Below are 11,085 nucleotides of genomic sequence, written 5' to 3' on the forward strand. Positions count from 1 at the left end.
TAACTCCGCTGTTCATTCCCCGGAAAACAGATTACTGAATTCTTATCATACGACGATTTCTTTTAAAACTTGATGCGAGAGTTTATTGAGGTTTATTCATATACTCTTTGGGCGACATGCCGTACTTCTCCTTGAAGGAGTTGGAGAAATGCGACAGATTGCTATATCCCACGGCATAGGCCACTTCGGATATGGTCATCTTCTTGTCTTGCGCCAACAACGAGGCAGCTTGCTGCAAACGGATGTTCTTGATGAAGTCGCGCGTGGACAGGTTGGTCAGTTCCTTCAGCTTGCGATGCACATGCACCCTGCTCAGCCCCACCTCCGAAGCAAGCATCTCCACATTCAGTTCAGGGTCGTCCAGATGTTTGTTCACCACCTTCATGATGCGTTCCATCAATACTTCGTCATTCGATTTCATTGAGAGTTTGTCCACCTTATCTTCCTGCTGCTGTGCACCGCTGAACTTATTGCGCAGCAGCCGCCGGTTCGTAAGCAGGTTGGCGATGGTGCTTTTCAGAAGTTCCGTATTGAAAGGTTTCACGATGTAGGCATCGGCACCGGTCTCCATGCCTTCCAAAGTATCTTCCATCCTCGATTTGGCAGTCAGCAATATCACAGGGATATGGTTGATGTTCGTATTTTGCTTCAGTTTGTGGCACAACATCAGACCGTCCATTTCCGGCATCATGATATCGCAGATCACCAAGTCTGGCATTTCCTTAAGGATGCTGTCGTATGCTTCCTTACCATTGCAACGAGTCCATACCCTGTATTCATCGGATAGTTCTTTTTGCAAATAGGTTCTGATTTCTTCTTCATCCTCGACCACCAGAACCTTCTGCCGACTCTTGGGCTTGGCAAGCTGCTTTTCATCTCCTTCATCCGCATACTCTCCGTCGGAAGCCGCCATTTGCAGAGGAAGGGCAAACGAAACGCCTTCTTCCATCTCGTCGGCCCTCAAGTGCTCGGCACCCAATGGAATGCGGATAACGAAACGGCTGCCCGGGGCGTCTGTCCTGCTTTCGGCATGAATCTCGCCATGATGCAGCTGCACCAGTAAGCGGGACAAGTGCAGACCGATGCCCGTTCCGAAATTGGATTTCGTCACATCATTGTCTACCTGATAGAAACGCTCGAAGATTCGTTCTATCTTATCCTTATCAATGCCGATGCCGCTATCCGTAATCACAATCTCGAAATAGTCTCGCAAGGCGTCGTTGCGAGAAGCATCTTGGCCGGTGGAGAGGCCGACGCGTATTTCGCCGCCTTCGGGCGTGTACTTGAAGGCATTGGAAAGCACGTTCATCAGCACTTTATCGAAATTGTTCAAGTCCACCCACGCCTTCAACTCAGGCATATCATGCTGAAAAACAAAATCAATGTTCTTCTTATGTGCCATGTAATCAAACGGCTGCATCACATCGCCGATAAATCCCACCATATCCGTTTCGCGGAATTTCATGAACATCTGTCCCTTGTCCAGCTTTCGTATATCCATCAGTTGGTTAATCAGGCGGAGGATGCGCTGGGCATTGCGGTAAATCATCAGATACGTCTTATGCAGTTCCCCTTTGCTCTCTTCGGCCAACAGTTTCTCCAACGGATTGATGATAAGTGTCATCGGGGTGCGTATTTCATGAGAGATGTTGATGAAGAACTGCAACTTCGCTTCATTCAGCTGTTCGGCATGCTCGCGTTTCATGATTTCACGACGATGCTTCACGCGCGACATCACATTGCTCACGATTCCCCATACAAGCAATATCGCCAGTCCGAAATAAAGGCAGTATGCCCACCACGTCTGATACCAGGGGGCGGCAATCAGAATCTTCACGGTGCGTATCTCCGAGAAATTGCCATGATTAAGAGCACGCACCCGGAAAGTATATTTGCCCGGAAACAGATTGTTGTATGTCACACGGTTCATTCCCGGCTCCGTCACAGACCATTGGGTGCTCAATTCATCTATCCGGTATTGATAGACTATCTGTTCGGGATTATTATACTGCAAAGTGGAAAACGCTATGCTGAACGTATTATCCTGATGCGAGAGCTGAAAGATATTGGCATCCTGCACAGAGGAATACACCACAGGCTCACCCCCCGAAAACGTATTCTTATGTACCGGCTGATTATATATATAGAAATCCGTAATAAAAATGCCCAACTCCTTGGAACCTGCATTAATCTTCTTCGGATTGAAATGGGTGATGCCGTTCACACCGCCGAAATAAATTCTGCCATTGGCATCCTTGTAATATGCCCCATGCGTAAATTCATTCCCTTGCAGACCGTCGCCCGAATAATAGTTCACAAAAGTCTTCTTCTTCACATCATACCTGCTGACACCCTTATAGGTACTTACCCAGATATTTCCCGCCTCATCTTCACAAATACCACAAATCACATTGTTCGGCAATCCGTCGGCCGTGGTGTATTGTTTCAGTTCCGAAGTTTTCTTATTGAAGCAATAAAGACCGTTCGTTGTGCCTACCCAGATATTACCGTCGCCATCTTCTGCAAAGGCATAACCGATACAACCGGTTATCAAAGTGTTCGTCTGCCGGTAGTTGACGAAGTTCTTGGTCTTCGGGTTGAAGCAGCTCACTCCTTTGTAATGTCCCAGCCACAACAGCCCCTCACTGTCACAAAAGATGTAGTTTATCCAGTCGTTCGCCAGTTCGTTACGCTTCAGGTCGCCTTTTTCATCTTTCGATGACACATAGTGCTCCATCTTTCCGGATAGCAGATTGTAGCGGTAAAAACCGGAGCCGAATACAGCGAAATAGAGATTCTTCTCTTTATCCTCGATTATGGTATAGACCACAGAACCGTCTATCTGAGAGAAAGGTTCGCTTCTGCCCGTAGTCTTGTTCAGCTTCTCTACCCCTTGCCCATAAGAGCCTATCCATAAATTATGGTCGCTATCCTCATACATACATATTATGGTGTTTGGCACCGAATACGCTCCGCCATCGGGAGCAAAGTGACGCAACCGCCTGCCATCCGCTCCCAACTCATAAAGTCCTTCATTATCCGCACCTGCCCACAGATGTCCATCACCGTCAGCAAACACAGACATCACACAGCCTTGTCCGATAGGATTATAATAAATAGACTTGCTTCCATAGTACTCGAATGGATTTTCTTGTCTCCTGACCAAGACAATACCCTTCTGAAACAACCCGATCCACAGATTTCCGTCTCTGTCTTGCATGATGGAATGCACCTTCCCCTTGGAGAAGTCCACAGGAGCGGAATTGATCTTATAATCTTCCAGCCGGTTCTTCCGGGGGTTATAGACTTTCACCCCTTGTCCGTCAGTTCCCACCCAAATTTGCCCGTTCACCATTGCCATGCAATACACAGAGACACTTTTGTCATCGCCCTCGTAGTGCACCGGCACCATTTGTCCTTTCACTTCATCATAGCGCGACACACCCTGCTTTTGTGTGCCGACAAAGATATTTCCCGACCGGTCTTCCAAGATAGACGTCACATTATTGTCGCCGAACGTGGGATACTTAAAGTATTGCAGCGTCTTCGTGCCGGAAACGTAGCGGGCCAGACCATTCCCATCCGTCCCTATCCAGATGTCCGAACGAGAATCGATACAGAATTTGGATTGATAGGTGCAATTCACTTGCTGAAACATGCTGTCGACAGACACCGCTTTGGTGAGCCGATCGTCCAACCGGAATAATCCTTGTCCACTGGTACTCAGCCAGATTTCTCCTTGGTTCACTTCCTGAAAGTGCGTGACGTGCGGAGTAACCTTCTTGCCTGCACGTATCATGGGGATTGTGCAAAAAGTGTCAGTCTCCCTGTCATATCTCATCAGACCGTTGATACAACCTATCAGCAGATTATGACGGCTATCCTCAAATATAGTACGCACGTAGTCACTCGTCAGCGAAGCAGCATCGTCGAGCACATGTCTATAAGTAAAGAAGTTGAGTCCGTCGAAACGGTTCAGTCCATATTCGGTAGCTACCCAAATGAAACCTTTGCTGTCTTGAAAGAGCTGATTTATCAGACTGCTGGACAATCCGTTTTCCGTAGAATAAAATTTTCCGGTCTGCGCCTTTGAGAAGTGACAAGGCATGGACATCGCAATCATTGCAAGCCACACATATATATACCGGAGCAGTGTCTTCATAGTCGCATTCGATATTTATTAAACTAAGCAAAGATAAAAAAACTTCTTCATTCTTTTCGAGAAGAACCTGCCCTAAAGAGGTTCTAAAGCCAAAATGTACGCTATACGAAAGTTTATGTAACGTAGACAAAAACGGATGTTACCTGAATAAAGTTTTGTGCAACATATTTGTGGTTTCCTTTATTTACAGGACATTATCTTTGCATCCGGAAGAAATTATTTCTTAAATCAATGCAATGAATTCATGCAGGCTATACGAATGAGTTATTCTGCGATGAGCAACATTCAATATTCATTTAAATTTAAAAGCATAGCCTGCGGCAAACGGAATCAAAATCAATCCAGAATCAAAAAAAAATTAAGAGATGATGTTTAGTGGTTATAATAAAGTTAGGTTAGGAATGGCAGTGCTGCTTTATTTTTGTAGCGCCGTGATGGCGGAAGCAAAAGTGAAGCTGCCTGCCTTAATTTCAGACGGAATGGTGTTGCAACGCGAACAGCCCGTCAAGATATGGGGAAAAGCCGATGCCGGAGAGAACGTCCGAGTAAACTTCGGCAAAACCGCACTTCCGCTCTCCATGAAAGGAAAGAAACTGAAAGACACCTACACCGCCACAACAAACACCGACGGACAATGGAGCATCGAACTCCCCCCCCTGAAAGCCGGAGGCCCCTACACCTTGCATATCAATGACACGGAAATAAAAGACATCCTGATAGGAGACGTATGGTTGTGCTCCGGACAATCGAATATGGAATTGCCTGTCAGAAGGGTTACGGACATGTTTGCTGACGAGATAGCAAGCTACGACAATGAAAAGATACGCCACCTCATTGTACCGAAAGTGTACGATTTCCATGCTCCGCAAGACGAGATGCCGCATGCCGCTTGGAAGAAGCTGAACCAAGAGAATGTGATGGAGTTCTCCGCATTGGCCTATTTCTTTGCCAAAGCCTTGTACGAAAAGACGGGCACTCCCATAGGACTTATCAATGCCAGTTGGGGCGGGACACCTGTGGAAGCTTGGGTCAGCGAAGAGGGCTTGAAAGAATTTCCTTTATACATCAATGATAAACGGCGTTATGAGGACGACAGCTACTGCGCGCACATCAAACAGCTGGAAAGTGAAAACTTCCGTCGCTGGAACGAGGCATTGTATCGCGGAGACGCCGGACTGCACGAAGCCACACCGTGGTATGCCAAAGACTACGACGACAGCGCATGGCGAGAAGTCGACATGTTCGCTTCCGATTGGGGAAACAACGGTTTGAATCCGATTGGCGGTTCGCACTGGTTCCGCCAAGAGGTCAGCCTCCCCGACATCATGCCAAACAGCGAAGCCACCCTGCGATTGGGCTGCATGGTAGATGCCGACTCGGTATATGTGAACGGAGTTTTTGTGGGCAATACCACCTATCAATATCCGCCGCGTATCTACAAAGTGCCGGCAAGCGTGCTCAAAGCCGGAAAAAACAACATCACGGTTCGCCTCATCAGCAATGGCGGACAACCAAGCTTTGTCAAAGAAAAACCCTATAAGATTATTTACCGGACCGCAAACGGCCAACCTGCCAAAGAGCTTAACCTCCAAACAACCTGGAAGTACCACCTCGGCGCTCCCATGACTAACGCTCCGGATATGATGTTCTTCTGCTACAAGCCCGTATGCTTGTACAACGCCATGATTGCACCGCTCAAGAACTACGGCATACGGGGCGTGGTGTGGTATCAAGGAGAATCCAATGTGTCACGACGCAACGAATATCAATCCCTGCTGACTGCCATGATAGCCGACTGGCGAAGCGCTTTCCAATCGGAGAAGCTACCTTTTTATATCGTGGAACTGGCAGACTTCCTTGCCAAAGAAAACATGAACGGACGCAAAGCATGGGCGGAAATGCGGCAGGTACAGGCCGAGACAGCCCGAACCAACTCGAATGCCTACTTGATAAAGAACAGTGACCTCGGAGAGTGGAACGACATCCATCCGTTAGACAAAAAGACACTGGGACAACGTGTGGCGAATGCCGTATCGCAATCGGCCGTGCCCAAATCACCAAGTAAAAGCAGAAATAAAAACAAGAACAATTAACCCCCAACAGATTAAGATACCATGAATAACATGAACCAAAAAGTATCGATGGCCGAGAAAATAGGTTACAGTCTCGGCGATTGCTCCGCGAACTTAGTGTTCCAGATGATGATGATTTATCAAACCAAGTTCTACACGGACGTATTCGGTCTGGAAGGTGCAGTTGCCGGCAGCGTCATGCTGATAGCCCGCATAGTAGATGCTTTTGTAGACCCTACCGTGGGACTTCTGTCCGATAGGACCCAAACCCGTTGGGGTAAATATCGCCCGTGGGTGTTATGGACAGCCTTGCCCTTCATGGTATTCTATGTACTGGCTTTCTACAATCCCGGCATTGAAGACAAAGGATTGGTCGCCGTGTACGCCACCATCTCATACACCCTGCTGATGACGCTTTATTCGTTCAACAACACACCTTACGCCTCATTGGGCGGTGTGATGACCAGCGACATCAAAGAGCGCAACAGCATCACCAGCATTCGTTTTGTGGCCGCCACCATCGCGCAGTTTGTGGTACAAGGACTTACGTTGCCTCTCGTCAGCAAGTTTGCCGGTCCGGAAGGCGACAAGGGTCATGGTTGGCTGTGCACCATTTCGCTGTTTGCCATCATAGGCTTCGTATTTTTTATCATCACCTTCTTCTCCGCACGCGAACGCATCACACCACCCTCCGGCCAGAAGACAGATACCGTGAAAGATATCAAGGATGTATTCCGCAGCATTCCCTGGCGTGCCATGTTCATCCTCACTCTGTTCCTCTTCACCACGTTGGCCATGTGGGGAAGTGCCATGAACTACTATTTTGAGAATTATGTGGATGCCGATGCCCTGTACTCTTTCCTCGACAAACTGGGATTGGTCACCACACAGGCCGGCACAGGTCTTGGATATAGCCTGCTCAACGCATTCGGTCTGATAGTGAGCAGTCCGAACAAGGCATACGAAGTAGGCTTCGGTGTATTCAACATGCTGGGCGCATTGGTTCAGTTCTTCGGCGTGATCCTGCTCTCTGAATTCCTTGCCAACCGCTACGGAAAGAAGCGTGTATTCATCATCTGTCTGGCTTTGACGGCCGCCTTCACCGCCATGTTCTACTTCCCCAACGAAACGGATATAGAAACGATGTTCTTCCTGAACTTCCTGAAGAGCCTTGCCTACGCCCCGACAGTGCCATTGCTATGGGCCATGATTGCCGATGTGGCAGACCACTCGGAATACGTGAACTACCGTCGTGCCACGGGATTTGTCTTTGCCGGAGTGGTATTTGCCCTGAAAGCGGGCCTTGGCATCGGCGGGGCTATTCTGGGATTCCTGCTCTCCGGTTTCGGATATGTCAGCGGAGCCGGAACGGCACAGACAGAGTCGGCCATTCATGGCATCGTGCTTTCGTCAAGTCTGATACCGGCAGCCACATTTGCCGTCGGAGTCATTACCCTCTGCTTCTACCCCATCACCAAAACCTATAATGAGCGGATGCAGGCCGAACTGACGGAGCGAAGAATGAGAAACGATTATTAAAAAGAAAAGAACAGAGCACTGCAAACAATTCGTGCTTACCATAAAACAACGCTAAAAAATAACAATATGAAGAAAGAAATGAGATACTTAGTACCCGGAGACTACATGGCAGACCCGGCAGTGCATGTCTTCAACGGCAGAGTGTACATCTACCCCAGCCACGATTGGGAGAGCGGCATCCCCGAAAACGACAACGGCGACCACTTCAATATGAAGGACTACCACGTCTTTTCTACCGACGACGTGATGCACGGCGAAATCAAAGACCACGGAGTGGTGCTTGCCACTGAAGACATCCCTTGGGCAGGGCGTCAGCTATGGGACAGCGACGTGGCCTTTAAGAACGGTAAATACTACATGTACTTCCCGTTGAAAGACAAGAACGATATTTTCCGTATCGGTGTGGCCATCAGCGACTCGCCCGAAGGGCCTTTCATCCCGCAGCCCGATCCGATAAAAGGAAGTTACAGCATAGACCCCGCCATTCTGGACGACGGCGACGGTTGCTACTACATGTACTTTGGCGGATTGTGGGGCGGGCAACTGCAACGCTACCGCGACAACAAAGCACTGGAAAGTGCCGTACTGCCAACGGGCGATGAGCCTGCCCTGCCGGGACGGGTGGTGAAGCTGAGCGACGACATGTTGCAATTTGCCGAAGAGCCGAGACCCGTGGTGATTCTGGATGAGAACGGTACACCGCTGACAGCCGGCGACAACGAACGCCGCTTCTTCGAGGCCAGCTGGGTGCACAAATACAACGGCAAGTATTATTTCTCCTACTCCACCGGCGACACGCACCGCCTGTGCTATGCCATAGGCGACAATCCTTACGGGCCTTTCACCTACCAAGGAGTCATCCTCACCCCCGTGGTGGGCTGGACCACACACCACGCCATTGCCGAATACAAAGGGAAGTGGTACCTCTTCCACCACGACTGCGTGCCGTCCAACGGCCGGACATGGCTCCGCAGCCTGAAGGTATGCGAACTGGAATATGATTCGGAAGGAAAAATCATAACCATCGACGGAGGAGGAGAATAAACCACAAGTTATATATATCGTATGAAACATCGATTCTATCTGCTGATTTGTATCGCTCTGTTCTTCATTAACCAAATGGCTGCCGAGAATGGCAGCCGTTTGTGGTTACGGCAGAGCGGAAGAGCCGGTGCATCGGTCGAAGTATTGTCCCGGCATGCATCCGCCACACTGAACATAGCCGCCGAGGAGTTGCGGCAATCGTGGAGAGGGAACCCTGTCATCCTCGCCATCGAGAAAGACAAGGCACTGGCCGCCGATGGCTTCAAAATCGTGTGCAGCGAAGGCAATATACGGGTCATCTCGCCTACCGGAACCGGCCTGCTCTATGCCGCCTATCACCTGCTGCGCCTGCAAGAAAGCGGGCAAGCCATCGCCTCCACCACAGAGAACCCCGCCTACACGCTCCGCATCCTCAACCATTGGGACAACACAGACCGCACCGTAGAACGGGGATATGCCGGAGAATCGCTTTGGGATTGGGAAAAGCTTCCCCACACGCTTTCCGAGAGCTATAAGGACTACGCCCGTGCCAACGCCTCCATAGGCATCAACGGCACGGTGCTGAACAACGTAAACGCCTCGCCCGAAATTCTCTCTGCCGAATACCTGAGCAAGGTAAAGACGTTGGCCGATGTTTTTCGTCCTTACGGCATACGTGTTTATCTCTCGGTCAACTTCGCCAGCCCGATGGTTCTCGACAGCCTGCCTACTGCCGATCCGCTGGACAAGCGTGTGATTCGTTGGTGGAAAAAGAAAGCCGGCGAAATCTACGGCCTCATCCCCGACTTCGGAGGTTTTCTGGTGAAAGCCAACAGCGAAGGACAGCCCGGCCCATGCGACTTCGGACGCACGCATGCCGATGGCGCCAACATGCTGGCCGATGCGCTGAAGCCTCATAAAGGCATCGTCATGTGGCGCGCTTTCGTCTACAGCCCCTCGGATGCCGACCGTGCCAAGCAAGCCTATCTTGAATTCAAGCCTTTAGACGGACAGTTTCGCCCGAACGTCATCGTACAGGTAAAGAACGGCCCGGTGGACTTTCAGCCTCGCGAACCTTACAGCCCTCTGTTCGGCACCATGCGGCATACTCCGCTGATGGTAGAGTTCCAAATCACCCAAGAGTATCTGGGGCATTCCAACCACCTCGTCTATCTGGCACCCATGTGGAAAGAGTTCTTCGGCCTTGTGCCGCCCTCTACGCTGAAAGCCGTTGCCGGCGTTTCCAACATCGGCAGCGATGCCAACTGGTGCGGCCATCCCTTTGCGCAAGCCAACTGGTACGCCTTCGGGCGTCTTGCATGGAACCCGTCGCTCTCGTCCGAGGCCATAGCCGACGAGTGGCTGCGACAGACTTTCAGCAAGGAAAAAGAGTTCGTGGAACCCATCGGCCGGCTTATGCTCCGCAGCCATGAAGCGGCAGTGGACTATATGATGCCGCTGGGTCTGCACCACATTTTCGCTTGGGGACATCATTACGGCCCTGAACCGTGGTGCGACGTGCCCGGCGCACGCCCCGACTGGATGCCCTCTTATTATCACAGAGCCGACGGCAACGGCATTGGTTTCGACCGTAGCCGCACAGGCAGTGACGCCACCGCCCAATATCCCGACTCGCTTTGCCGACTGTACGACGACCCTGCCACCTGTCCCGAACCCTATCTGCTTTGGTTCCATCACCTCCCGTGGAACCACCGCATGAAGAGCGGTCGCACCCTGTGGGACGAGCTTTGCCACCGCTACGACAGCGGCGTGCAGCAAGTCAGGGAGTTCCAGAAGACGTGGGACAGAGTTGAGAGTTTGATAGATGCCGAACGTTTTCGGGACGTGCAGTCGCGACTGAAAACGCAGCTCCGCGATGCCGTTTGGTGGAAAGACGCCTGCCTGCTCTATTTTCAGGAATTCTCAAAGCTTCCCATTCCCTACGGCATAGAACGCCCCATACACGAGTTGGACGAGCTGAAGAAGGTTGCACTGCCCATCAGCAACTTCGAGTGCCCCGACAGCGAACTGCTGAATCGCAACCGATAAGGGCACAAGCACAGTCCGGCACAAGTCTGCCGTTTTTCACATTTTCTCCATCGGGCGGCTGTTCTCCCACAGCTGCCCGATGGAGAATTTATTTTTACATCAAACCGAAAGAACATTCTCAGCCTTTTCTTCCACACCGAGAAAGACCTCGTTCCTCGGTGAGGAAGAGGGTGTTCCTCGGTGAGGAACGCATCGTTTCTCGGTGAGGAACAAGCACCCATGCAGGAAGGTGTTCTGAGA

Annotated in this window: 5 protein-coding genes; 4 read left to right on the plus strand and 1 reads right to left on the minus strand. The window is 50.5% G+C overall.

The window, feature by feature from the left end; all coding sequences use genetic code 11:
* Positions 1-82: 82 nt before the first annotated feature.
* The gene (locus tag C3V43_RS08920; RefSeq protein WP_106069507.1) at positions 83-4,162 is read right to left on the minus strand and encodes a hybrid sensor histidine kinase/response regulator transcription factor; all 4,080 of its coding nucleotides are present in this window, start codon (positions 4,160-4,162) and stop codon (positions 83-85) included.
* A gap of 365 nt (positions 4,163-4,527) precedes the next feature.
* On the opposite strand from C3V43_RS08920, the gene C3V43_RS08925 reads away from it, so the two are divergent.
* From C3V43_RS08925 to C3V43_RS08940, 4 genes are all read left to right on the plus strand, one after another.
* Entirely contained in the window at positions 4,528-6,255 is a 1,728-nt protein-coding gene (locus C3V43_RS08925; RefSeq protein ID WP_106069508.1) for a sialate O-acetylesterase, read from the plus strand.
* Between the two features lie 21 nt (positions 6,256-6,276).
* Entirely contained in the window at positions 6,277-7,773 is a 1,497-nt protein-coding gene (locus C3V43_RS08930) for an MFS transporter (protein ID WP_106069509.1), read from the plus strand.
* 66 nt (positions 7,774-7,839) lie between these two features.
* On the plus strand, positions 7,840-8,817 hold the full coding sequence (locus C3V43_RS08935; protein WP_106069510.1) for a glycoside hydrolase family 43 protein: 978 nt from the start codon (positions 7,840-7,842) through the stop codon (positions 8,815-8,817).
* 75 nt (positions 8,818-8,892) lie between these two features.
* Entirely contained in the window at positions 8,893-10,845 is a 1,953-nt protein-coding gene (locus tag C3V43_RS08940) for an alpha-glucuronidase (RefSeq protein WP_394336171.1), read from the plus strand.
* The last annotated feature ends 240 nt before the right edge of the window (positions 10,846-11,085 follow it).

It is taken from the genome of Prevotella heparinolytica (assembly GCF_002998535.1).
Classification (GTDB): domain Bacteria; phylum Bacteroidota; class Bacteroidia; order Bacteroidales; family Bacteroidaceae; genus Bacteroides; species Bacteroides heparinolyticus.

What these genes read in the sequence shown, in the direction of transcription:
- C3V43_RS08935 (WP_106069510.1), top strand. Translation starts at nt 7,840, where the DNA reads ATGAAGAAAGAAATGAGATACTTAGTACCCGGAGACTACATGGCAGAC.
- C3V43_RS08940 (WP_394336171.1), top strand. Translation starts at nt 8,893, where the DNA reads ATGGCTGCCGAGAATGGCAGCCGTTTGTGGTTACGGCAGAGCGGAAGA.
- C3V43_RS08925 (WP_106069508.1), top strand. Translation starts at nt 4,528, where the DNA reads ATGATGTTTAGTGGTTATAATAAAGTTAGGTTAGGAATGGCAGTGCTG.
- C3V43_RS08920 (WP_106069507.1), bottom strand. Translation starts at nt 4,162, where the DNA reads ATGAAGACACTGCTCCGGTATATATATGTGTGGCTTGCAATGATTGCG.
- C3V43_RS08930 (WP_106069509.1), top strand. Translation starts at nt 6,277, where the DNA reads ATGAATAACATGAACCAAAAAGTATCGATGGCCGAGAAAATAGGTTAC.